The organism is Pseudomonas citri (genome assembly GCF_025336485.1).
In the GTDB taxonomy this organism is placed as follows: domain Bacteria; phylum Pseudomonadota; class Gammaproteobacteria; order Pseudomonadales; family Pseudomonadaceae; genus Aquipseudomonas; species Aquipseudomonas citri.
The window spans coordinates 19,123-41,642 of sequence record NZ_JAODAB010000007.1; the positions used below are offsets into that span (position 1 = coordinate 19,123).

Below are 22,520 nucleotides of genomic sequence, written 5' to 3' on the forward strand. Positions count from 1 at the left end.
CCCGGGAGGTTTGCCATGTCCACACAATCACGCTTGATGCTGGTCGTCTCACCGCTGATGGAGCACAGTCCGGCTTTCGATCGGGCAGCCGCGCTGGCCAAGGCCGAGGGAGCCGCGCTGCACATCGTCGCCTTCGACTACCTCGAAGGCCTGGCCACGGCCAACCTGGTCAACGAGCAGGCTCTGGAGCAGATGCGTCTTGGCTACATCGAGCGCCACCGCCAGTGGCTGGAAGAACAGGCCAGGCCACTGCGCAAGCTGGGTATCGAAGTCACGACCGAAGTGACCTGGGTCGAGCGCCCCTTGCAGGAGATCCTGATTCACCTCAAGGAAGAACCGATGACCGCGCTGGTCAAGGCTGTCGAACACGAGTCCTGGCTCTCGCGCATGATGTTCACGCCCCTGGACGTGCACCTGCTACGCGAATGCGAGGTGCCCCTGCACTTTGTCAACAAAGTCGTCCATGCCCGTCCACGCAAGATCCTGGCGGCCATCGATCCGTTTCATCACGATGCCGGCTATGAGGGGCTCAACGACCGGATCCTGAGCGAGGCCAGCAAGCTGGCGGCCTCCTGCGACGCGACGCTGGAAGTCGTCTACGCCTACGACTTATCGTCCATTACCGCCGCCCAATACGGCTTTGGCGATGGCTCGATGTTCTTCTCCTCGACCCTGGCCCAACGACTCTACGAGTCCCAGGGCGCCGCCTTCGATGCCCTGGCCGAACGCAACGGCATCGCAGCGGACCAACGGCGCATGATCATGGGCGACCCGGCCAAGGTGCTGGCCAGCTATGCAGCGTCCCACGACATCGACGTCATCGTCATGGGCCGTGTACGCTACGCCAACCAAAACAAGCTGATCGGCAGCACCATCGAAAGCCTGCTGTACAAGATGCCGTGCAGCTTGTGGGTGATTGCCCCGCAGCCGGTCGGCTAACCGCCGCAGTCCAAGCCTTGGGCCTTGAGTCGCCGGTACAACGTACGCTCGCTCAGCCCCAGGTGCCGGGCCAGTTCGCTGCGGCTACCCCGGAAGGTCGCCAGGGCCTCGGCCAGCGTGCAGCCCTGCGCGAGTGCGGCAGGCTGGGGCTGCGCGCTGTTCGTCTGGGGTAGGTGGATCTTGCGTATGACGCCGTCATCGGCGAACAGGCTGGCTCTTTCCAGGACGTTGCGCAGCTCGCGGATATTGCCCGGCCAGGAAAACCGCCGCAGTTGCTCCAAGGCATCGGCGTCGATAGCGAGCCGCCGCGTGCCATTGCCGCAGCGTTGCAACAACGACTCTACCAGCAGGTCGATGTCGTCGATGCGATCGCGTAACGCAGGCAACTGGATGGGGAATGCGCTGATGCGGTAGTACAAGTCTTGCCGGAACCCGCCCTGGGCCATCATCCGTTCCAAGGGTTTATGGGCCGCGGCCACCAGCCGGAAATCCGCATGGCGAGTCTCGACGCTGCCCACACGCCGATAGGTGGCCGATTCAATCAGGCGCAGCAGCTTGACCTGCATGGCCAACGGCACGTCGCCGATTTCATCGAGAAACAAGGTACCGCCCTGGGCCGTTTCCACCAGGCCTGGCTTGCGCATCGTCGCGCCCGTGAAGGCGCCCTTCTCATGACCGAACAACTCGCTCTCGAACAACGTTTCGGTCAAGCCGGAACAATCGACCACCACAAAGGGCCCGTTAGCCCGATCACTGTTTTCATGCACGGCCCGCGCGAACAGCTCTTTGCCGGTACCGGATTCACCCAACAGCAGCACCGGCAACCGTGAAGGCGCGACACGCTGTATTGAGTTTTGCAGCGCGGCCAACGTGCTGTTCGGTGTCCCCGACTATGTGCCGGCGCTGATGCAGTACATCAACGCCTATGGGGTTGACCTGAACCTGGGCAACACGTTGACAGGCGTGGATGGTCCGGCACGGACCGCGACATTCAACTGCGTCGAAGCCGACGGCAGTTCCCGGCGGGTAACTCGCGAGTTCGACCTGCTGCACGTGGTGCCGCCGCAGGTCGCACCGGACTTCATTCGCGTCAGCCCGCTCGCCGATGCGGCCGGCTGGGTTGACGTGGCTCCCGACACGCTGCGCCACAAGGCGTGGACTAATATTCATGCATTAGGTGACGTCACCAACACCAGCAACGCCAAGACAGCGGCAGCCGCCCGCAAGCAGGCGCCGGTCGTGGCGCATAACGTGCTGGCAGCCATGGACAAGGCCAAGGGCAGTGCCCATTACGATGGTTACGGTTCCTGCCCGCTGACGGTGGAACGCGGCAAGATCGTCCTGGCGGAGTTCACCTATGGCGGCCGGGTCGCGCCCAGTTTTCCCTCCTGGCTGATCGACGGTACCCGCCCTTCGAGGCTGGCCTGGCTGCTCAAAGAGCGAATTCTTCCACCGCTGTACTGGAAAGGGATGCTCAAGGGTCGCGAGTGGATGGCAAAACCGGAGCTGGCGGACTTATGAAGTCGAACCTGAAAGCCGGGAGTACGAGAACGTGACCGTGCCATTGCTCGGTTTCATGGTGGGCATCGTCCTGGCGTTGACGGGCGCAGGCGGAGGCATATTGGCCGTGCCATTCCTGGTGTTCGGGGTGGGCATGGGCATGGCTGAAGCCGGGCCGATCGGTTTACTCGCGGTGGGCATGGCCGCCAGCCTGGGGGCCGTGATGGGGTTGCGAAACCGCACCGTACGCTATAAGGCCGCCCTGCTGACCGCTAGCGTAGGGATCATCTGCTCGCCCGTTGGGCTCTGGCTGGCCCAACGCACACCCAACCGTCCACTGACGATACCGTTTGCCCTTTTGCTGATGTACGTGGCGTTGCGCGCCTTTCAAAAATCCTTGCCCGGTTACGCCAGGCAAAAGGCCGCGCTCAGGCAAAAACCACCACCATGCCTCTTGGATGAACATCGCGGCAAGCTCAACTGGACCGGTCCTTGTGCGTGGGCGCTCACGCTCTCCGGCATGCTGGCCGGGTTGCTTTCCGGCCTGCTGGGGGTGGGCGGTGGTTTCGTGATGGTGCCGGCGCTGCAGCGCTACACCAACTTGAGCACGCAGTCGGTGCTCGCCACCTCACTGACCGTCATCGCCCTGGTTTCCATTTCCGGGGTACTCGCAAGCTCGGCCACCGGTCACTTGCAATGGGCGATTGCCGCGCCGTTCTCCCTGGGCGCACTCTTGGGGATGGCGCTCGGGCGCCTGATCGCAGCCAGGCTAGCGGAGCCTCATCTGCAAAAAGGCTTTGCCCTGTTGTCTACGCTGGTGGCAGTGGCCCTGCTGGTAAAGGCCATTGGCTGATCGCGTCGTCTAGATTTTTCGTACAGAGCCTAATATCAACGCTGTGGCTGTTGGAGAAAACATATGAATGTCGACTGGCTCAACTTCACCCCCTGGTCATCCCTGGCGGGCGGCGCACTGATTGGCCTGGCGGCGAGCCTGTTCGTCGTGGCCAACGGGCGCATCGCCGGCGTCAGCGGCCTGATCGGCAACCTCCTGCAACGTGGCGACGACGGCGCGAGTGAAAAGGCGCTGTTTCTCCTGGGCCTGCTCGTCGCCCCGCTGGCCTGGGGAGTATTTGCCGTTGCTCCCTCGATAGTGTTTCAGAGCGGCTGGCTCGGTCTCATCGTCGCCGGCCTGCTGGTGGGGGTCGGCACCCGCTACGGTTCCGGCTGCACGAGTGGCCACGGTGTGTGCGGCGTCTCGCGTATGTCGCCGCGCTCAATGATCGCCACGGCGTGCTTCATGCTCAGCGGTTTCGCCACAGCGTTTGTCCTGCGCCACGTATTGGGGGTGTGACATGCTCAAACTGACTGCATTCCTGGCCGGGCTGCTGTTTGGCACCGGCCTGCTGTTGGCGGGCATGACCAACCCGACCAAAGTGCTGGCATTCCTGGACCTGACCGGAACCTGGGACCCCTCCCTGGCCTTGGTGATGATCGGAGCCATTGGGGTCGCCTTTGGCCCATTGACCTGGGCACGCCGGCAATCGCGTTCGCTGCTCGGTAGCCCCATGCAGCTCCCGGTCAAGCGGGAACTGGACCGACGCCTGATCGGCGGCAGCCTGGTATTCGGTATCGGTTGGGGCATCGCGGGGATCTGCCCCGGGCCTGCCGTGACCACCCTGCTGACGGGCCATTGGCAAGCCTGGGTGTTCACCCTGGCCATGCTGGCCGGCATGGTGCTGTTCAACGCGCTGGAGCGCCGACGCAACCGCTGAGCCGACTTCATTTGCCGGGCGAGCGCGCCGCGGGGCTAAAAACGAGCGATCTCCAACGTGGCATTTAGCCCGCCCTCGGCCCGGTTCTCCAACCGGACCTGGCCTCCCAGGCGATCGGCGATGGCACGCACGATGGTCAACCCCAAGCCTGCGCCCTGATCATTTCCGCGGCTGTAGAAACGCTCGAAGAGCCGATCATGCGCGGCTTCGTCGATTCCCGGGCCCTGATCTTCGACGGACAACTCGTAGCGATCTTCTTTCTTTGTCAGTCGAACCGTGATCACCCCGTGGGAGGGCGAGAAATTGGCAGCGTTGGTCACCAGGTTGTTCAGCGCAATATCGATGACCGCCGGGTCGATCCTGACCGGCCCTACGTCACCGCTGACGTCCAGCACCGGCTCGAGTCCCTTGCTCAATAACCATGGCGTCAGTTGCACCAGGCTTTCGCGAACCGTGGCGGCAAGGTCGATGGCCGTCGGGGTTCGCACGTCCGCTTGCGGCTCGAGGCGGGCCATGGTGAGCAATTGATTGACCAGGCGCGTGGCCCGATCGACGCCCGCGATCAGATGGGCCAGGGATTCGCAACGGCTTTGCTCGCTCCCCGCCTCCATCAGGTTTTGGGCATGCACCCTGAGGACCGCCAGGGGCGTGCGCAACTCATGGGCCGCGTCGGCGATGAAGCGGCGCTCGCGGCCCATCAGTTCCTGGATTTGCGCCAGGACCCGGTTAAGTGCCGCCTGCATAGGCTCAAGCTCGGTAGGCAGCGGCATCAACCGCAAGGGTTCGAGCGAGCCCGGATGTCGGGCGCGCAAGCGGGCAGCCATGTCCACCAGTGGCTTGAGGCCCCATCCGATCGCCAGCCAGATCACCGCGGCGAGCATCAGGCTGCCGATCAGGTTGGGCACGACGGTATGGCGCACGATTCGATCGACCAGGTCGGCGCGCACGTCATCACGCTCGCCAACCCAGATCTTCAAGCCATATTGCGGGTCGTCCAGGACAAACGCCCGCCACTTGCGCTGTTTCTGATCCACCACATCGCTGAAGCCTGCGCTCGCTGGAGCCGCCGTAAAAGTCGGTGCACTGGTGGTATGGACCAATATCGCGCCCTGCGCACTCCAGACCTGGAAGGCGATTTTGCTTTCGTAGGGATGGCCGCCCCCCCCGGGGGTCGCCTGCCCCAGCGCCTGATTGAACGCCTGGTACAACTCGGCGTGCTCTTTACTCGCCATCGGCATGCGCATGACACCTTGCAGCAAGCGGGCGTTCTGGGCCAACTGGGCGTCATAGACTTCGGCGATTTCGTGGTTGCTGTCGTGAACGTTGAAAACGCTGATGACCAACAGACCCAGGAACAGCAGGCCAAGGATCAGCGTGAGGGTGCGCCGGCGGATCGAACTCATCGACGCTCCTCCACCAGGTAACCGACACCCCGGATGGTGCGGATCAGGTCGGTGGAGAATTTCTTGCGCAAGTGGTGAATGTGCACTTCCAGGGTGTTGCTCTCGGCCTCCTCGCTCCAGCCGTAGAGCAACTGCATCAGATGATCGCGGGTCATGACCCGGCCAGGCGGCGAGAGCAGTTCATGGAGCAGTTGATACTCCTTGGGCGTCAATGCCACTGGCTTGCCCTGATAACTGACTTGTTGGGCACCGGGGTTCAAGCTGATACCGGCGTGTTCGATCAGCGCCTGTGCCCTGCCTGCGCTGCGGCGCAACAAGGCCCGTAGTCGCGCCTTGAGCTCCGCCAGGTCGAAGGGCTTGATCAGGTAGTCGTCGGCACCGGCATCCAGCCCGGCAATGCGGTCTTCGGTGGCATCCCGGGCGGTAAGGACCAGCACGGGCAGGTTCGAACCGCCATCACGCAAGCGACGCAGCACTTGCAGGCCATCCATCCGTGGCAGGCCCAAGTCCAGCACTGCCAGGTCAAAGGCTTCGCTTTGCAACGAATGCAAGGCGCTGCTGCCGTCCTGCAACCAATCCACGGTGTACCCTTCGCGGCCCAGGGCCTGGCGGATGCCGTCCCCCAGGGCCACGTCATCCTCGATCAGCAATAGACGCACGCACACTCCGTCAGTCGAGTTTCTTGTTCACGTCCACCAGCAACGCTTCGATCTCCTTGCGGCGCCCGGCGTCGGCGCTTTCCCGACCGGGCCGGGGCGCGGCCTGCAAGGCTTTTTGCAGGGCCGTCCTGGCTTCAGCGTAGCGCTTCTGGCGGTAGAGGTGGTCGCCCCAGAAGTACAAGCTGTCGATGCCATTCGGGTTCAGTTGCAACGCTTGGGTGAGCAACTGCTCGGCCTTGTCCGAATCGCCGAAACCCAGCGGCCAGCCCGGTACCCGGTCATAGAGCGCGCCAAGGCTGGTGTAGGCCGAACCTTGCAGGGCTTTGGGGTCCAGCGTCAAGGCGGTTTCCAGGTCACCTTTGGCCTCCTTGACCTTGCTCAACGCGCCGATCCCGCCCTTGGCGCCGGCCCAACTGCTGTTGACGATGCCGGACCAGATCCACGCCTCGGCCACTGACTGTCGTTCCTGTTTGAACGTCGATGCCTGGGCTGCCAGCTTCTCGAAAGCCTCGGCGCGTTGCCCTTCGGGCAGTTCGTACTGGATGTGTGCCCAGCTTTGCTGGATGGCCGCGAGGCGCTGCTGGTCTGCGTTATCCAATGCCCAGGCACCTTGACTCAAGGCGCCGAACAGGACACAGGCGAGGATTTTTTTCATGGCTTGAGATGCTCGTTTTCGGGTTTATGACTCAGGCGGCGGACCAGCGGCAATTGCTTGCGCAGGCCGCGGTCCACCAGATTGGGCAGCAGGCTGTTGAGGCCGACGAAAAAACGTTCGGGCCAGCCCAGGTACAGTTCCCGGCGGTCGCCAATGATGGCGTGGATCACCGCCGACGCGACGGTCTGCGGATCGTCGACATTGGCCTTGAGCGCCTGGTTGAGGGCGTCGGCTGCCGGGCTGTTCATCGATGTGCGCGTGGCCCGGGGCGCCACGTAGAGCACACCGACGCGGGTGTCCGCCAGCTCGCGGCGCAGTGCCTCGGAAAACCCACGCAAGGCAAACTTACTGGCGCAGTAACTGGCGTAGCCGGGATAGCCGATCGAACCGTAGGTCGAGCCGACATTGACCACCATGGCGCTGTCAGCCTGTTCGAGCAGCGGCAGCAACAGTTTAGTCAGGCAAATCGGCGCACTGACATTCACCGCCAGCATGGCGTTGATTTCGCTGTCATCCAGCTGTTCGAGCATGGCGAAGTGGTTCACACCCGCGGCATTGATCAGCAGGTTGATGCCTCCGAACGCTTCGGCGGCGGCCAGGACCTTGCGCCGTTCCGTCGCGACGGTCAGGTCGGCGCCCACCCAGCACAACTGCTGCGGGTAACGCTCCATCAATGGCAGCAACGCCTCACGATGCCTGGCCACGGCCAGCACCCGCGCACCACTGGCGCACAGGGCGTCGGCGATGGCCTGGCCGATCCCGCCGCTGGCGCCCGTCAGCACCACGCGAGCATCACACAGGCGCATGTTCATGCCCCCCATCACGGGGCAGGCCCCGGAACATGTCGGTGTACAGTCCGTACACCACTTTGGAGGCGTAGATCACCGCAGCCTGGTCCGCCGGATCATCGAGCCGGTTCATCAAGCTGCGGTAGGTCTGCATGTGCTCGATGTCCAGGGACCCGTGGGAACTCAGGTAGCTGAACGCAGTGGCGGGCAGTTCCAGGCGCTGGCGAATGCTCTCGGCCGCATGGGTCGCGAGGGCGATGCTGGTGCCTTCGAGCACATTGACCATGCCGAACAACCCCACCGGGTTACCCCGGGCAATCAGGTCGTAGAGGTAGCTGACCATCAGTTCGATAGGCAGCGCGGGTTGGCCGTTGCGCACTGCTTCCTTGTCACCACCGCAGGCGGCGATGTCATCGAGCACCCATTGCTCGTGACCGTATTCTTCCTCGATGTACTCGCACACGGCCTTGCGCAACCATTCCAGGTGCGCGGGTAGGCGCGCGCCACAGGCCATCATCAACGGTACGGTGTGGCGCACGTGGTAATAGGCTTGGGTCAGGAAACCCCGATAGCTGGTCAGGCTGACCTGGCCTGCGAGGGCATCGCGGATGATCGGCAGGTTGAACAACGCCTGGCGTTCTTGCTGGGTGGCTTCTTGCAAGGTGTCGAAAAAACTCATGATGGGGATTCCTCAGACAGAACAGGTTCGGTAAGCAGCGCCCGGTAATGCTCGAGGATGGCCTCGCGGCGTGGTCGGCCGTTGGCAGTGAGCATGCCGTTGGCGGCGCTGAAGGGTTGCTCCAGGCGCGTCCAGCGATGGATCCGGGCGTAATCGGGGAGCGCGGCGTTGGCCTTGGCCACGGCCAGTTCCAGCGTCTGGTCGGAGCATTCGGGCCGGATCGGCCAGAGCAATGCATGGTTCAGTGGCAGGGCTTCGCCGTAGACAAAGGCCTGGGCGATCTCGCCGCCCTGGGTGAGCTCGGCTTCCACCCATTCGGGACTGACGTTGCGTCCGAAACTGGTCACGAACTGGTGCTTCTTGCGACCGCGCAAGTAAAGAAAACCCTCGGCATCGAACTCGCCCAGGTCGCCGCTGGGCCACCACGGGCCCTGGTGCGGTGGCTCGCCGAGGTAACCGAGCAAGGTCGAGCCCTTGATCAGCACTTCACCGTCGTCGGCCAGGCGCACCTCCACATGGGGCAACGGCCGGCCAACACTGCCGGCACGCTGGGCCTGCGGTCGATTGAGGCACACCACCGAGGCGCACTCCGACAGCCCATAACCTTCAAACACCGGCAGGCCCAGGCGCTGGGCCCGTTGCAGCAATTCCTGGGAGGTCCGCGCACCGCCCACCGCGGCAAACCGCAGGGTACGTGGGTCGAACGCCTGCTGTTCGGTCGCCATGACCAGCATCAACAGCAACTGCGGTACCAGAATCAGACTCTGCGGCCGACGCGCGGCCAGGCAGCCGAACAGGCGCGCCGGGTCGATTCCGCTGGCGCCCTGGATACCGAGGGTCTTCTGGCTCGGCAGGCTGAGCATCGCGCCGGCATACAGTGCCGCGTAGCAACCGAGGTTCTCCAGCAGGATCGCCAGGGGCAACAAGGCCAAGTGATGTCCGGGCGCGACCGGGCGGCTGGCCTGCTCCAGTTCGTAGGCCACCCGCAGCAGGCTGTCGGCGCTCAGGCACACGCCCTTCGGCGTGCCGGTGGTGCCGGAGGTGAAGGTCAGCTTGGCGGTGCCGGGCAGCAGGCGGCCCGGCTCGTCGAAGTCTCGCCGCCAGAACGCCCCGTTGCGCTGATAGCCGGCGGCTTGCAACTCGGTGTCGAACACCGGCTCGGCAAGCACGCGCTCGGCCTGGCTCTGCTCCAGGCAGTGACGGCGCTGGGCCGGGCTGAAAAACGCCGGGAGGATGACGCAGCACACGCCTTCGAACAGCGCGGCGAGGTCCCAGAGCATCGCTTCGATGCCATTGTCCAGGGCCAGGGCCAGGACGCCGATGTGTTCGTCGCGTAGACGTTGCTGACGCAGTTCCACTTCGGTGCAGAGCGTGGCGTAGTCCATCTGCGAATCGTCGCCCCACAGCGCGACAGCGTGTCCCTGGCGCCGGGCATGTTCGTGCAGGGTACGTTTGAATCGCTGCATTTCAGGCGACATGACTGGTCTCCCCCAGCGTGGCTGGCAATCCCAGGCGGGAGAACAGGCCGGTGTTGCGCAAATGGATGAAGCCGGCGCGAATGTTGCCAACGTGGACCCACGGCTGGCTCTCGTAATAACGGCCCCAGAGGTGGCGGTCTTCCCCCAGGCGCTGCGGGTCGGCCGGACACAGGGTTACCGGCTTTAGCCCCAGGCGATGGAAGCTGTTGACCAGCCCGACGTTGCCGGTGAAGGCCACCCACTCCAGGCCGCCCATGGCCAACAGGTAAGTGATCGCAATGATGCTCAATCGGGCACTGCCGGTGTCGCTGGCGGCCAGGTTGCCGACCTCCACAATGCCCTCGCGGTCCACCGGGCGATCGGCGGCGGCGTTTACCAACGACTCGATGGGCTCATCCAGATAGCGCTCCAGGAACAGCGGCCCCTGCGTGGCGAGGCGCACCCCAGCCACGGCACAGAGCCGCCCCTGGGCATCGTCGAGCCCGAACAGCTCGGGCATGAAGTGCCGGATGTCAGCGCCGTGGACATGGCGGAAACGCTGTCGAATAAAGGCTTCGAATTCGGCCCGTCGCGCCTGTTCCGGCAGGGCCTGGTGCAGATGGCGGACGGCTTGGCCGGCCTCGCCGAAGGCCAGCGGCAGGTGGATGTTCCAGTCAAAATCGGCCATGGATAAACCTTCTCCCTCAAGCGGTTGGGAGAAGTATCGGGAGCGTTTCTTAACGAAACCTGAAGGTGGAAAGTTTTGTCACGCCCGACAAATAGTCCGATCTAACCTGGCTGCCCTTGCTCGCTCTTCCGTAGTACAGTAGGCAAAACCCGATAAATATCCATTTTGAGATAACCTCAAGTGCCAGGCTCCAACATGGCCCCGCACTCCCCATCACCCTTCTGCCGCGGCGGTAACTGCATGATCGACATCACCGAAGTTTCCATCGCCCACCTGCGGGCGGCACTCGAATCCGGCCAGGCTACCGCCGTCGAGCTGGTCCAGGCCTATCTTGCCCGGATCGATGCCTACGACGGCCCCGATACCGCTACCGCCCTCAATGCGGTGGTGGTGCGCAATCCCGATGCACTGAAGGAGGCCCAGGCTTCCGACGCCCGTCGGGCCAGCGGCCAGACCCTGGGACCACTCGATGGCATTCCCTACACGGCCAAGGACAGTTACCTGGTCAAGGGACTCACCGCCGCGTCCGGCAGCCCGGCGTTCAAGGACCTGGTTGCCTATTGCGATGCGTTCACCATCGAACGGCTTCGCGGCGCCGGGGCGATCTGCCTGGGCAAGACCAACATGCCGCCCATGGCGAACGGCGGCATGCAGCGCGGGGTGTATGGCCGGGCCGAGAGCCCGTACAACGCCGATTACCTCACCGCCCCTTTCGCTTCGGGCTCCTCGAACGGTGCCGGAACCGCCACCGCCGCCAGTTTCGCCGCCTTCGGCCTAGCCGAGGAAACCTGGTCGAGCGGACGCGGCCCGGCCTCGAACAATGGCCTGTGCGCCTACACGCCGTCGCGCGGAGTGATCTCGGTGCGCGGCAACTGGCCGCTGACGCCGACGATGGACGTGGTCGTGCCCTACGCCAGGACCATGGCGGACTTGCTTGAAGTGCTGGATGTGGTGGTCGCGCCGGATCCCGACACCCGGGGCGACCTCTGGCGCCTGCAACCCTGGGTGCCGATCCCGAGCGTCGACTCGGTCCGCCCGGCCTCCTACCCAAGCCTTGCCGCCAACGCCAGCGCTCTGGCGGGCGTGCGGTTCGGCGTCCCGCGCATGTACATCAACGCCGACGCCGAGGCGGGCACGTCCGAAGCACCGGGCATCGGCGGCCCGACCGGCCAGCGCATCGTCACCCGCGACTCGGTGATCGACCTCTGGAAAAACGCCCGCAAGGCCCTTGAAGCCTGTGGCGCCGAAGTGGTCGAGGTGGATTTCCCACTGGTGTCCAACTGCGAGGGCGATCGCCCCGGTGCGCCGACGGTGTTCACCCGCGGCCTGGTTTCCAAGGAGTTCCTGCACCATGAGCTGTGGGACCTGTCGGCCTGGGCGTTCGATGATTTCCTGCGGGCCAATGGTGATCCGAAGTTGAATCGCCTGGCGGATGTCGATGGGCCGCTGATCTTCCCCCACGACCCCGGCACCCTGCCCAACCGCGAGGACGATCTGGCGGCCGGCATGGACGAATACGTGAAAATGGCCCAGCGTGGCATCACGCCGTGGGACCAGATCGCCACCCTGCCGGACGGACTGCGCGGCCTCGAAGAAACCCGGCGTATCGACCTGGAGCAATGGATGGATCGGCTCGACCTCGATGCGGTGATCTTCCCGACCGTGGCCGACGTCGGGCCAGCGGATGCGGATATCAATCCGGTGTCCGCCGACATCGCCTGGAGCAATGGCGTCTGGGTCGCCAACGGCAACCTCGCCATCCGCCACCTCGGCGTCCCGACCGTCACCGTCCCGATGGGCGTCATGGCGGACATCGGCATGCCGGTCGGGCTGACGTTTGCCGGGCGAGCCTACGATGACTCGAACCTGCTGCGGCTGGCCTCTGCATTCGAATCGACAGGTTCCAAGCGCCGGGTTCCGCCACGGACGCCGCCCCTGTCGGCCTGACATCCTCAGTTCCCTGTGGGAGCAAAGCTTGCTCGCGATAGCGGTGACTGAGTTGATGATGATATCGACTGTACCGCCGTCATCGCGAGCAAGCTTTGCTCCCACAGCGGGTGCTCACAGATGGCCTGCGCCTGCTCGGCCACAAATGCGCTGCAACGGGAGCGTAACCAGCGTTCCCCCGAATCATCGTGCGAAGCCCCCCGCCACACCATGGACAGCTCGTGTTCGGGCAAGCGGATCGGCGCCGGCTCTGCGCGCAAGCCCGTGGTGACCGCCATCGCCCGGGCGACGTAGTCCGGAACGATGGCGATCATGTCGCTGTGGGCCAGCAACACCGGCAAGGCGCTGAATTGCGGCACGGTCAACACGACCCGACGCTGGCGCCCCATCAGCCCTAGCGCGCGGTCCGAGTCATCCATCACATTGCCCATGGACGACACCACTGCGTGGGGCCGGTCGCAGAATTGGTCCAGGTTCAACACGCCAGGTTGCGCGTCGGCGCGCAACAGCATCGGCCGAATGGCGCGCAAGACCTTGCGCCGGGCGTTGGCCGGCAGTTCCTGGGTGTCACTGATTCCCAGGGAGATTTCACCGCAGGCCAAGAGCTGCGACATCTGCCACTGATCGGCCCGGCGCACCACCAGCGTCGTGCCCGGTGCCTCGACCCGCAGGCGTCGCAACAGGTCCGGTAACAAGGCATATTCGACATCGTCGGAAAGCCCGATATGAAAGGTCGCCTCGCTGGTGCCGGGGTCGAACGCCTGGCAACGGCTCAAGGCCGCAGCGATGCCATCCAGTGCCGGAGACAGGTTGGAGAAAATTTCCTGGGCCCGGGACGTCGGCTCCATCAGCCGACCCGCGCGAATGAACAACGGGTCATCGAACATCAACCGCAGGCGCGCCAGGGCGCTGCTGATGGTCGGCTGGCCGAGAAAGAGCTTCTCGCTGACGCGCGTGACATTGCGCTCATGCATCAAGGTTTCGAAGACCACCAGCAGATTGATGTCAGCACGACGCAGGTCATTTCTGTTCATCATAATAGCCGCCCCAGGCGCCAGGCCATTGAGTCAGGAAGGGATAGACGTGGTGAATGAAGATTATTCCCGCCACTGGCCGACGTCTGTCGTACGTGGGGACACCCAGCTCACGCTTTAGGCAGGTTCATTGATACTTCGGTATAGATCACCCGCGCCTACGGCTCTTCCAGATAACGGGTCACGCCGACATGGAACAGCGGAATCCGCGACCAATCCTCACGACGGTTGACCAGGGTTTCACCCGAGCCCATCGAGACTTCGAAAGACAGCGCGCCCTCGTGCAGCTCTCCGTCCCGCCCGACCTTGCCGATCGAATCCCAACCGCAGCAATAGAAACCAAGAGCAGGCAGGTGGGCGACCTTAATGAAATAACCCTCCACCGCCGCCGCGTACCGGCCTTCGACCTGATAGTCGGCGACAAGGGCCTTGAGCCCATAGAGCACGTCCGCCCGGCAACCGACGAACTCCAGATGCGGTGGTTTGTGCTGGAGATCGAGCAGCAGGTCGCCGCACGCGGGGCCACCCTCGGACCCTGCATGGACAGCCGCTGAGGCGTTATCGCGCGGCGCAGCGAGGCCGGCGCTTGAGAATGACAGCGCGATGAACGTTGCGACAATGAGCTGTGCCAGGGTCAAAATCTGTCTCGATCCATCCAGGTCCGATGATTATCATGATGGCAGAATCCGCCTCACCGGCGAAGTGCCCCCTGGTACTTCGTTCGAGTCCGCGTTGCCACCTTTTGCTTGCGCCTATTTGCCCGGAACCACCAATGACGCCCGATCACTCTACGGACATCAATCACGAACCTGTCGTCTACGTCGTGGATGATGACGCGCCGTTGCGCGAAGCCCTCGGCAGCCTCTTGCGCTCCATTGGCCTGCGAGCCGAGTTGTTCGGCTCGGTTGCCCAGTTCATGCAACACCCACGCGCAGGCGGGCCCAGTTGCCTGGTGCTGGATGTACGACTACAGGGCGCCAGCGGCCTGGAACTCCAGCAGACACTGGCAACGGCCAATATCCAGTTGCCCATCGTGTTCATCACCGGTCACGGTGACATCGCCATGACGGTGCGGGCGATGAAGGCCGGGGCGGTGGACTTCCTGACCAAGCCGTTCCGCGAGCAGGACCTGATCGACGCCGTGTCCGCCGCCCTTGCGCAAGACCGTGTGCGCCGCGAATCCGAGCACAGTCGCCAGCAACTCCATGGCCGCTACGCGACCCTGAGCAACCGCGAACAACAGGTCATGGCGCTGGCCGTATCAGGCTTGATGAACAAACAGATCGCCGGGGAAATCGGCCTGAGCGAAATCACGGTCAAGATTCATCGCGGCCAGGCCATGCGCAAGATGTGCGCACGTTCGTTTGCCGACCTGGTGCGGATGGCGCAGGCGTTGGACATCAGCCTCGCCAAGTGAGCGTTCATACCCACGTATACTAGGCGTGACCAGGGGACAGCGTATCTTGCGGGAGCACAGACGCCCGCCATGGCTACCTGACATCACCCAGGTATGAAAATGTCCCACACCGCAATTATTTCCGTTGTCGATGACGATGAGTTCGTTCGAATGGCCCTCGACGGGCTGCTGCGCGCCAACGGCTACACCGTCCGGACGTATGCCAGTGCCCTGGACTTCCTGTCTTGCACTCGCGCCGAACAGGCCTGCTGCCTGATCTCGGACATCACGATGCCCGGCATGAGCGGCATCCAGATGTACAACGAACTGGCTGCCCGAGGCGTTCATATCCCGGTGATTTTCATCACGGGATACCCCGGCGTACCACCCCGTGTCGACGCGGCCGCCACCGAGCCGGTGGCTTTTTTTTCCAAACCGTTTGACTGCGCGCAACTGATCGCCTGCATCGAATCAGTGATCGATCGCCCGGCCTGACGCCGCCCTCCCCATCGGCCCGCTTTTCATACCTTGGTATAGAAGCTTCATACCCAGACATGCCCGCGCTGACCTTATGTAGAAGTGTTGGATGAAGCCCCCACGCATACCATTTCCTACAGCGAACCGAAGCTAACGCCATTGAAGTCACGCACTTTGGCCACTTCGCGACACGCTCACGCTGAAACAGCTGAACATTCAACGTATCGATTTTGTCTTCGGGAGCACATCATGAAACAACATATTCTGATTGTCGGCGCTGGGTTCGGTGGGATCTGGAGTGCGCTGAGCGCCGCCCGCCTGCTGGACCAACATAATCGCAATGACGTGCAGATCAGCGTCCTGGCCCCCCAGGCGCAATTGCGCATCCGCCCACGCTTCTACGAGCCGGACGTGCACACCATGCAGGCGCCGCTGGACGAGTTGTTCAACGCCGTCGGCGTGAATTTCGTGCAGGGGTTTGCCGAGAGCATCGATGCCGACCTCAAGCAAGTGCGCTACAGCGACGCCTCAGGGGCCCGAGGCTCACTGAGCTACGACCGGCTGGTACTGGCGGCGGGCAGCAAACTGACGCGCCCGGACCTGGTCGGCCTGAGCGAGCACACCTTCGACGTCGATGAAATCGAACAGGCAACGCGCCTCGAAGCCCACCTCAAATCCCTCAAGGACCTGCCGGACAGCCCGGCTCGCAACACCGTGGTGGTGGCCGGCGGTGGCTTTACCGGGATCGAGACCGCGACCGAGATGCCCGCCCGCCTGCGCGCCGTCCTGGGCAATGATGCGAAAATCCGGGTCATCGTTGTGGATCGCGGACCGCAGATCGGCGCATCGCTGGGGGTCGGTATCCGTCCGGCCCTTATCGAAGCCTCCGATCACCTGGGTATCGAGTGGATCCTCAATGCCTCGGTCGACTCAGTGGACGCCGGCGGCGTCACCCTGTCGGACGGCCAGCGCATCGAATCCAACACCGTGATCTGGACCGTGGGTTTTTCCGCCAGTCCATTGACCCAGCACGTGCCGGGTACCCGTGATCGCCTCGGACGCCTGCACGTCGATGGCACACTGAAGGTACAAGGGCAAAACCACATCTTCGCTGCCGGCGATGTGGCCTACGCCGCCACCGACACCTTGGGCAACTATGCGGCGATGTCCTGCCAGCACGCCATTGCCCTGGGACGCTACGCCGGCAACAACGTCGCCGCCGACCTGCTGGGCGTGGCGCCGATGACCTACAGCCAGCCCAAATACGTGACCTGCCTGGACCTGGGCGCCTGGGGCGCGGTGTACACCGAAGGTTGGGATCGCCAGCTCAAACTGGTGGGCCAGGAAGCCAAGAGCCTCAAGAACCAGATCAACTCGATCTGGATCTACCCACCCGCCGCCGACCGCGCGGCAGCCCTGGCAGCGGCCGACCCGTCGATTCCGGTGGCGTGATTTCATTTCCCAACCCCGGCCAGATCCCTCCTTTCTGAGTCGGTCTTTCCCAGACACCCGCCATTGATGGTTAGGCGGGTGTTTTTCTTCTCGCCCAACCCAGCCTGCGATCAACCTGGCCCCCTTGTGGAAGCGGGCTTGCTCACGATAGCAATGGGTCAGCTTATGTCAAACAGCCCGACCCGACGACGCCTGCTCAATCAACGCACCGACCCCATCCATCAGGAACGTGCAGGCGGCAGTATCTACCAGACGTCCGTGCTCTATCTTTCCGGCCACCCCGCCAATGACAATCTGCGGGTAGACCACCATCGTCGCCTGGATCGCCCAGAGTGTTTCATTGAGCTGCTGATGCGCCCGTACCCCGCCGGTAAATGCAGGCGAGGCGGTGAAACACAGCACCGGTCGCCCACTCACGACCGACTTCCCGTGGGGACGTGACAACCAGTCCAAGGCATTTTTCAGCACGCCCGACATTCCGTGGTTGTACTCCGGTGAACCGATCAGGATTCCGTCGGCCTGCGCTACGGCCGCGCGCAGGCCGACCACCGCCAGTGGGGCGTGCACACCGTCGTGGTCCTCGTTGTAGGGCGGGATGTGTTCCAGCCCATGAAGCGTCAGTCGAACCGGTCCGGCCAGCCGTTCAGCCACCGTATTCAGGATCGCCGTATGGGCCGACTGCTGACGCAGGCTGCCCGACAGGCCGAGGAGATTGATCGTCGAGGTCATCTAGAGGCTCACCGTCTGCGGTTTGGGTTTGAGAAGGAAATGGGCCAGCGCGGGCACCAGGATCAGCGCCCCTACCATGTTCCAGATGAACATGAATCCCAGCAGGATGCCCATGTCGGCCTGGAACTTGATCGGCGACAGCACCCAGGTGGTCACGGCCACACCCAGGGTGATCCCGGTCATCACCACGACCTTTCCGGTCGACAGCAGGGCCAGGTAATAGGCATTCGACAGGCTGGCGCCACTGCGCAGATGGGCGAGTGTCACGCTGAGGATATACAGCGCATAGTCCACGCCGATACCCACGCCCAAGGCGATCACCGGTAGGGTCGCGACCTTGACGCCAATGTTGAGCCCGACCATCAGGGCCTCACACAGTACGGAGGTCAGCATCAATGGCAACACTGTGCACACCACCGCACGCCAGGACCTGAACGTGATGAAGCACAGGGCAATGACCGCCGCGTACACCATGAACAGCATCTGCACGTTCGAGCGCTTCACGACGATATTGGTGGCTGCCTCGATTCCGGCGTTACCCGCCGCGTTCAAGAACTGGATCTGATCGTTGTCATGGGTCGCCGCGAACTGTTCAACGGCCTGTACCACACGGGTCAGGGTGTCGGCCTTGTGATCGGAGAGATAGACATATACGGTCAGCAGGTCACAGTTCTGGTTGAACAGCTCCCGTGGTGCACGGGTGATGATCGCGTTCAACAGCCCCTGGTTACGCGGTATCTCATACCAGGTCATGCTGCCTTCGTTCATGCCGGCGGCGGCCTGCTTGCTGAGGGCTGCCAGGGAGGTGGTGGACACCACTCCCGGCAATTGCTGGAGCTGTGCTTCCAGTGCATCGACCGAAACCAGTGTCTGGTAGTTGGCGCAATAGTACTGGGGCGTCTTTACCATCACCACATACTTGTCACTGCTGGCGGAAAAGCTGCTGACCATGAAGCGGTTGTCGGTGTTGTAGCGCGACTCGGGACGTAGCTCCGGCGCGCCGGGGTTCAGATCGCCGATCTTGACCTGAAGGCTGACTGCAAACCCCGCCGCCCCCAGCAGCACCGCGACGATGATTGCGCCACTGGCCCATTTGCGCTCGGTGAAGCGGTCCAGGAAGGCCCAGAACGGATGCCGGGCGTGACCGGCGTCCAGCCTCGAAAACCGCTCATTGGTCGCCTCCCGCTGGGCCGCCACCTTGCTGACGCCGGTGTAGGACAGCAGGATCGGCAACAAAATCAGATTGGTGAAAATCAGCGCCAGCACACCGAGGGTGGCAGTGATGGCCAGATCCTGGATCACCGGGATCTTGATGATCATCAGCACCGCAAATCCCACCGCGTCGGCCACCAGCGCCATCAACCCGGTCAGAAACAGTCGGCGGAAGGTAAAACGTGCCGCAACCAGCTTGTTCGCACCACGTCCGATGTCCTGCATGATGCCGTTCATCTTCTGCGCACCGTGGCTCAGACCGATGGCGAACACCAGGAACGGGACCAGGATCGAATAGGGATCCAGGTCAAACCCCAGGGTAGGCAGCAGGCCCAGCAACCAGACCACGGCAATGATCGAACACAACAGCACCAGCACCGTGCTGCGCACGCAGCGGGTGTACCAGAACAGCACCAGCCCGCAGATCACCAGGGTAGCGGCGAAGAACAGCTGCATCTGACGCATGCCATCGATCAGGTCGCCCACAACCTTGGCGAAACCGGTGATGTGGACCCGAATGTTATAGGTTTCGTATTTGGTCCGGATCTGTTCAAGCTGGTTGGACAGTGCGTTGTAATCCAGGGGTTTGCCGTCCTCCGAGGTACTTTCCTGAAGCGGTAGCAGCACAATGCTGGACTTGAAATTGGCAGCCACCAGTCGACCGACTTCACCCGATCTTTCGACGTTCTGTCGCACCTGTTCGAGGCTGCGAACCGAACCGTCGTAATCATCGGGAATCACCGGGCCGCCGTCGAAGCCTTGCTCGGTCACCCCAATCCAACGCGTCGCCGGGGTCCAGAGGGATTTCATGTAGGAACGATCGACCCCCGGCAGCAGGAACACTTCGTCGTTGATCTTCTTGACCGTCTCCAGGTAGCCCGCGTCGAAAATGCTGCCTTGCCGAGCCTCGACTGCAATCCGCAAGGTATTGCCGCCCTCCCCCAACTGACCACGATTCTTCAGGTAGTTCTGTACATAGGGATGATCCGTGGGGATCATTTTTTCGAATGCGGCATTGAGCTTCAGGCCCAGCGCCTGATAGCCAAGCACCAGGCTGAGCAGCACACAGACGGCCAGGACGATACTGCGATGATTGAACAACAACCGTTCGACCAGGGTACCGGAGGCAGGGTCAAACGGTGCCGATGCAAGTGCGGGCTGGTGTTCGGCAGAGCGAGTAAAACTGTTCATTGTTGCGGCTCCGACGGTTCCACTTGAATAGGTGACGACAGCATGCCCCGCGAACTGCTGATGATGAGCTCACCATTCGCCGCTTGCGCCATGCCCGTGAAGTAACCTGGTTGAGGTATTGGCAGCGTGACCGCTTTGTCATGGCCGTCGGCAAAGCGCAGCACCCTGCCCGATTCGTCCGCCAACAGAACCGAGTCATTCTCCAAGCGCAAACCGCTGGTCAGTGTCACTGGTTCCAGGGTATCGAGACGCTGCCAGGTATCGCCGCGATCTCGCGATTCAAATGCGTTGCCCCGCAGCCCGAACATCAGCAGCGCATGTTTCGCGCTGGCCTGCAGCCCGAAAATGGTGCCCTCATAGGGCGAGGTCAGCGGCTCGAAGGTCCGCCCGTCATCGCTTGAGCGCAGCAAGACCCCTTGCTCGCCAGCGATAAAGGTATCCGCCCCAACCCGCTGGATGCTGTAGAGGTGCAGCCCGGAGGGGTTGTCGATAGCGGACCGGATCGACTGCCAACTGGCCCCGCCGTCATGGGTGACGAAAGCCAGACCATAGGCACCCACCACCCAACCATTACGTGCGTCGAGGAAAAGCACGTCGAGAAAGGGTTTGTCCGGCCCTTCTTCCACCAACTGCCGCGCCTGTTCCAGACCTTGCGCGGCCTGCTCACCGGTTGCTCCGCTGGCCTGGTCCAGCTCTATCCGGGCCGCCTGGACACCATCGAGCTGCTTCTCCCAGGTCAGGCCGCCATCGCGACTGTGCAGGACTATCCCGGCATGCCCCACCGCCCAACCGAGGTTGGCATCGATGAAGCGGACCTTGACCAGTGTCATGCTGACCGGGGAGCTGACTTGCTTCCAGGTAACGCCGTTGTCCTGGGAGACGATGATGAAGCCTCTTTCGCCAACGGCCACCAAACGTTGCCCCGCACGCGCAACGCTGAGCATGACCGATTGCGTCGCCATTGTGCTGATGATCGCGGGTTGATCCGGCAACTCGCTGGTTTGCGCCACGACTGGAGGACCGTAGAGCGTCGCCATCCCCAGGCTGACAATCAATGCCCGCAAGGGACGTATACAGGAAGTACGCATGTCAGGACCTCGTTGATGCCATTCACGAAAGCGGCGACCAGGCACCGCCCCCAGGAAAACAAATGTATTGGCAAGCTGCTGCGAGGCTCAGCGAACCGATCCGGAGGCCACTGCCGTACCGGTGAAGAAGTTCTCGGCCTTGCGCGGGATGACGCTGTAGGTTTCCCCGTTCAGCCCCTGCACCACGCTGTAGGTCTTGGCCTGCAGGTTGTAGATGACCACCGGTTTGACCACCACTGCGGGGATCGCCGGCACTACGAACGGCAACACCTGGGAGACGCGCCACAGCTTGCCTTCGGCGTCGTAGCCATCCACCAGGGCAATCGTCCAGCTGTCTTCATCGATGAAGAATCGGCGCTTGGGCACCGCATGCCGCTTGCCCGGCGCCACCGTGGCTTCCAGCTCCCAGACACGGTGCAGTTCCCAACGCAACTTGTCCGGATTGAGGTGATTGGCGACAAACACGTCGTCGCGTTTCTCGGCATGGAACTTGTTGTCGTTGTAAGGGATGTACAACTCCTTCTTGCCGACCAGTTTCCAGTCGTAGCGATCCGGGTGACCGATGAAACCGTGCACTTCATCGAAGTAGTTGGCGCCTGATGCCACGAAGTCCGGCGTGTCATAGCCGACGGTCGGCGCACGCCGCACCCGACGTTGTCCCACCAGGTACTGCCAGGCCTGCCGAGGCTCCTCGGCATTGATGCCATCGTGGGTTACCAGCGACTCACCGGCCTTGAACGGTGGTTCGCTCGTCAGGAAACGCAACAGTGCATACTCGCCCGACCATTTATCCACGGCGCCGTCCTTGTAGTAGTACGGATACTGCCAGTTCTCCACGCCACGGCTGGCCAGCGTCCGGGTTCCGTCGCTGTTGCCGATGATGTTGGCGTAGCCCATCTGTATGGATTCGGCTTCGACCCGCAGCAGGAAATTCCAGATGACCTCATTGCCGGTTTTTGGGATCGGGAACGGGATGCCACCGTAGCACCCTTCGACCGACAGGCCGTTGCTGGTGGTCTTGCAACGAGTGGCATTGGCAAAGGTGTTTTGATAGACGCTGTCCGGCGCCGCCGCGCTGCGGTGGGTCGGGTAGACATCGAGATGGAAGGTATCGGGGTATTTGGCCAGCAGGGCCTTGGTGCCCTCACTCAGCTTGTCCGCGTATTGGGCTGCGTTCTTTGCAGTGATCTGCAACACCGGTTTCTCCCCAGGGAACGGATCGGCCGGCACATCACCGAACTTGGCACCAGCGATGTCCTTGGTCAACCCACCGGTCCAGGCCGGGATGGAGCCGTCGGCATTACCGGCTTTTTCAGCGCCCATGGGCGTCAGGGTGGTTTTGAGTTTCGCCGCCTCGTCGGGGTTGACCGCCGCCGAGGCGATACCGATGGACAGGGAGATCGACAGCGTGGACAGCAACAGCAATTTGATTTTTGTCATTATCAGGGCCCGCC

General features: G+C 62.9%; 21 protein-coding genes and 2 pseudogenes. 9 read left to right on the plus strand and 14 right to left on the minus strand.

Annotated elements, in window-relative coordinates:
- Nucleotides 1-15: 15 nt before the first annotated feature.
- The gene (locus N4Q37_RS10615) at nucleotides 16-939 is read left to right on the plus strand and encodes a universal stress protein (RefSeq protein ID WP_260957721.1); all 924 of its coding nucleotides are present in this window, start codon (nucleotides 16-18) and stop codon (nucleotides 937-939) included.
- On the opposite strand, the pseudogene N4Q37_RS10620 reads toward N4Q37_RS10615, so the two are convergent.
- Nucleotides 936-1,793: pseudogene (locus N4Q37_RS10620) on the minus strand (sigma-54 interaction domain-containing protein); the annotation flags it as partial. The gene N4Q37_RS10615 and the pseudogene N4Q37_RS10620 sit on opposite strands and share 4 nt — an antisense overlap.
- On the opposite strand from N4Q37_RS10620, the pseudogene N4Q37_RS10625 reads away from it, so the two are divergent.
- From N4Q37_RS10625 to N4Q37_RS10640, 4 genes and pseudogenes are all read left to right on the plus strand, one after another.
- A pseudogene (locus tag N4Q37_RS10625) lies at nucleotides 1,786-2,460 on the plus strand (NAD(P)/FAD-dependent oxidoreductase); the annotation flags it as partial. The pseudogenes N4Q37_RS10620 and N4Q37_RS10625 sit on opposite strands and share 8 nt — an antisense overlap.
- A gap of 55 nt (nucleotides 2,461-2,515) precedes the next feature.
- Nucleotides 2,516-3,292, plus strand: coding sequence for a sulfite exporter TauE/SafE family protein (locus N4Q37_RS10630; protein ID WP_260957941.1), 777 nt, complete (start codon nucleotides 2,516-2,518; stop codon nucleotides 3,290-3,292).
- Nucleotides 3,293-3,355: 63 nt separating this feature from the next.
- Nucleotides 3,356-3,790, plus strand: a complete 435-nt coding sequence (locus N4Q37_RS10635) for a YeeE/YedE family protein (protein WP_260957722.1) — start codon at nucleotides 3,356-3,358, stop codon at nucleotides 3,788-3,790.
- A gap of 1 nt (nucleotide 3,791) precedes the next feature.
- Nucleotides 3,792-4,211 carry a YeeE/YedE family protein gene (locus tag N4Q37_RS10640; RefSeq protein ID WP_260957724.1) on the plus strand — a complete coding sequence of 140 codons (420 nt, stop codon included), beginning with the start codon at nucleotides 3,792-3,794 and terminating at the stop codon, nucleotides 4,209-4,211.
- A 35-nt stretch (nucleotides 4,212-4,246) separates the two neighbouring features.
- Here the strand turns inward: N4Q37_RS10640 and N4Q37_RS10645 are convergent, their stop codons facing one another.
- Genes N4Q37_RS10645 through N4Q37_RS10675 form a run of 7 tightly spaced genes read right to left on the minus strand, consistent with a single transcriptional unit; the run spans nucleotide 4,247 to nucleotide 10,540 of the window.
- Nucleotides 4,247-5,614, minus strand: a complete 1,368-nt coding sequence (locus N4Q37_RS10645) for an ATP-binding protein (protein WP_260957726.1) — start codon at nucleotides 5,612-5,614, stop codon at nucleotides 4,247-4,249.
- Nucleotides 5,611-6,273, minus strand: coding sequence for a response regulator (locus N4Q37_RS10650; protein WP_260957727.1), 663 nt, complete (start codon nucleotides 6,271-6,273; stop codon nucleotides 5,611-5,613). Before N4Q37_RS10650 ends, N4Q37_RS10645 begins: the two co-directional genes overlap by 4 nt.
- A 10-nt stretch (nucleotides 6,274-6,283) precedes the next feature.
- Entirely contained in the window at nucleotides 6,284-6,928 is a 645-nt protein-coding gene (locus tag N4Q37_RS10655; protein WP_260957729.1) for a tetratricopeptide repeat protein, read from the minus strand.
- Complete coding sequence (locus N4Q37_RS10660) at nucleotides 6,925-7,734, minus strand: SDR family oxidoreductase (RefSeq protein ID WP_260957943.1); 810 nt, start codon at nucleotides 7,732-7,734, stop codon at nucleotides 6,925-6,927. Before N4Q37_RS10660 ends, N4Q37_RS10655 begins: the two co-directional genes overlap by 4 nt.
- Nucleotides 7,721-8,395, minus strand: a complete 675-nt coding sequence (locus tag N4Q37_RS10665; protein ID WP_260957731.1) for a TenA family transcriptional regulator — start codon at nucleotides 8,393-8,395, stop codon at nucleotides 7,721-7,723. Before N4Q37_RS10665 ends, N4Q37_RS10660 begins: the two co-directional genes overlap by 14 nt.
- Nucleotides 8,392-9,873, minus strand: a complete 1,482-nt coding sequence (locus N4Q37_RS10670) for an AMP-binding protein (RefSeq protein WP_260957733.1) — start codon at nucleotides 9,871-9,873, stop codon at nucleotides 8,392-8,394. The genes N4Q37_RS10665 and N4Q37_RS10670 overlap by 4 nt, the downstream gene beginning before the upstream one ends.
- Entirely contained in the window at nucleotides 9,863-10,540 is a 678-nt protein-coding gene (locus N4Q37_RS10675; protein ID WP_260957735.1) for a thermostable hemolysin, read from the minus strand. The genes N4Q37_RS10670 and N4Q37_RS10675 overlap by 11 nt, the downstream gene beginning before the upstream one ends.
- Before the next feature lie 240 nt (nucleotides 10,541-10,780).
- Between N4Q37_RS10675 and N4Q37_RS10680 the strand changes: the two genes are divergently transcribed.
- Nucleotides 10,781-12,487, plus strand: coding sequence for an amidase (locus N4Q37_RS10680; RefSeq protein WP_260957736.1), 1,707 nt, complete (start codon nucleotides 10,781-10,783; stop codon nucleotides 12,485-12,487).
- Nucleotides 12,488-12,492: 5 nt separating this feature from the next.
- Here N4Q37_RS10680 and N4Q37_RS10685 read toward each other — a convergent pair whose 3' ends face one another.
- Nucleotides 12,493-13,524: a LysR family transcriptional regulator gene (locus N4Q37_RS10685; protein WP_313958320.1), complete on the minus strand. Its 1,032-nt coding sequence runs from the start codon at nucleotides 13,522-13,524 to the stop codon at nucleotides 12,493-12,495.
- Nucleotides 13,525-13,679: 155 nt separating this feature from the next.
- Nucleotides 13,680-14,159, minus strand: a complete 480-nt coding sequence (locus N4Q37_RS10690) for a DUF4952 domain-containing protein (protein WP_260957737.1) — start codon at nucleotides 14,157-14,159, stop codon at nucleotides 13,680-13,682.
- A gap of 134 nt (nucleotides 14,160-14,293) precedes the next feature.
- Here N4Q37_RS10690 and N4Q37_RS10695 point away from each other — a divergent pair, with 134 nt between their 5' ends.
- The 3 genes from N4Q37_RS10695 (at nucleotide 14,294) to N4Q37_RS10705 (ending at nucleotide 16,846) form a co-directional block, all read left to right on the plus strand.
- The gene (locus tag N4Q37_RS10695) at nucleotides 14,294-14,938 is read left to right on the plus strand and encodes a response regulator transcription factor (protein WP_260957739.1); all 645 of its coding nucleotides are present in this window, start codon (nucleotides 14,294-14,296) and stop codon (nucleotides 14,936-14,938) included.
- Nucleotides 14,939-15,037: 99 nt separating this feature from the next.
- Nucleotides 15,038-15,412, plus strand: a complete 375-nt coding sequence (locus N4Q37_RS10700) for a response regulator transcription factor (RefSeq protein WP_260957741.1) — start codon at nucleotides 15,038-15,040, stop codon at nucleotides 15,410-15,412.
- 231 nt (nucleotides 15,413-15,643) lie between these two features.
- On the plus strand, nucleotides 15,644-16,846 hold the full coding sequence (locus N4Q37_RS10705; RefSeq protein WP_260957742.1) for an NAD(P)/FAD-dependent oxidoreductase: 1,203 nt from the start codon (nucleotides 15,644-15,646) through the stop codon (nucleotides 16,844-16,846).
- 168 nt (nucleotides 16,847-17,014) lie between these two features.
- Here the strand turns inward: N4Q37_RS10705 and N4Q37_RS10710 are convergent, their stop codons facing one another.
- The 4 genes from N4Q37_RS10710 to N4Q37_RS10725 all read right to left on the minus strand — a co-directional run bounded on the left by N4Q37_RS10710 (nucleotide 17,015) and on the right by N4Q37_RS10725 (nucleotide 22,506).
- On the minus strand, nucleotides 17,015-17,575 hold the full coding sequence (locus N4Q37_RS10710; RefSeq protein WP_260957745.1) for an NADPH-dependent FMN reductase: 561 nt from the start codon (nucleotides 17,573-17,575) through the stop codon (nucleotides 17,015-17,017).
- Nucleotides 17,576-19,978, minus strand: a complete 2,403-nt coding sequence (locus tag N4Q37_RS10715; protein WP_260957747.1) for an efflux RND transporter permease subunit — start codon at nucleotides 19,976-19,978, stop codon at nucleotides 17,576-17,578.
- On the minus strand, nucleotides 19,975-21,066 hold the full coding sequence (locus tag N4Q37_RS10720) for a WD40/YVTN/BNR-like repeat-containing protein (protein WP_260957749.1): 1,092 nt from the start codon (nucleotides 21,064-21,066) through the stop codon (nucleotides 19,975-19,977). Before N4Q37_RS10720 ends, N4Q37_RS10715 begins: the two co-directional genes overlap by 4 nt.
- An 87-nt stretch (nucleotides 21,067-21,153) precedes the next feature.
- The gene (locus N4Q37_RS10725; RefSeq protein WP_260957751.1) at nucleotides 21,154-22,506 is read right to left on the minus strand and encodes a DUF1329 domain-containing protein; all 1,353 of its coding nucleotides are present in this window, start codon (nucleotides 22,504-22,506) and stop codon (nucleotides 21,154-21,156) included.
- Nucleotides 22,507-22,520: the final 14 nt, after the last annotated feature.